General features: G+C 63.0%; 1 protein-coding gene. It reads left to right on the top strand.

Going from position 1 to position 1,047, the window contains the following annotated elements; translation table 11 throughout:
* The coding region (locus M2103_RS13200; protein ID WP_277511152.1) for an autotransporter outer membrane beta-barrel domain-containing protein at positions 1–1,047 on the top strand (1,047 nt) is incomplete at both ends.

Below are 1,047 nucleotides of genomic sequence, written 5' to 3'. Positions count from 1 at the left end.
CGCAAATACGCGCTCGAAGTCGTCAAGCTCGGAGCCGGAAGCACCGCGGAGTTTGACTCCGACGGAGTGGAATCGGGCATGCACACCTACAAACTCTACAAAGGCGACGGCGGGCTGGTCATGCCCAACGGCGACTCGTATTACCTGAGCGGCGGAGACGCGCTGAGCCGCGCGGCCGACGCGATCCTGCTGACCGCCGGAGTGATGGGTGCGGACTGGCACTACGGGCTGGACAACGTGCACAAACGCCTCGGGGAAATCCGTGTGAACCTGCCGACATCGAGCGGCAACGTGTGGGCGCGAGTGAACAACTACCGGCTCAACGCCGCGCCGGACCTCGCGGGCAGCAGCTTTGAGCAGGACAGCTACGGACTGACCGCGGGCGGAGACATGATCATGCGCCGCGAAAAAGCGATGCTCGTGGCGGGAGCGTTCTTCGGAATGAGCCGCTCGGAACGCGGCTTCGAGGACACCCGCAACGATTACGGCGACGGAGAGACCAACACGATCGGCCTGGGACTCTACGGCCTGTGGCTCTACGACAACGCCTGGTTCGTGGACGCGACACTGCGGTTCGGCCGCTCGAGCAACGAGCTCAACGCGCGCGGAGTGGACGGCTTTGTCTCGCGAGGCAAATACACGAACCACGTGCAAAGCATCTCGGTGGAGGCGGGCCGGCGCTTCATGAACGGAATCTACTGGGTGGAACCCTCCGCGCAAGTGGCGGTGGCGTGGATAAACGGGGCGGACTACACGGTGTCGAACGGAGTGAGCCGGAACCTCGAAGTGCACATTGGCGACTCGGACGCGTGGCAATACCGCGGGCAAGTGCGCACGGGAGCTGATTACGGGCGGTGGCAACCCTACGTGAAAGTGGCGATGGTGAAAACCGACAGCAACGGAGGGGAAGTGCAAGTGGAAGGGCGCAGTTACCAGCCCTGGTTCGACGGCTGGCGGTTTGAGACCGGGGCGGGAGTGGGCTACCTGATCGACGAGCGAAGCCAGGTGTATTTTGACTATGAATACAACAAGGCCTCGGACTACGAG

The organism is Ereboglobus sp. PH5-5, from assembly GCF_029504805.1.
Classification (GTDB): domain Bacteria; phylum Verrucomicrobiota; class Verrucomicrobiia; order Opitutales; family Opitutaceae; genus Ereboglobus.
The sequence above is the reverse complement of the archived record's forward strand: the minus strand, read 5'-3'. Positions and strand labels throughout refer to the sequence as shown.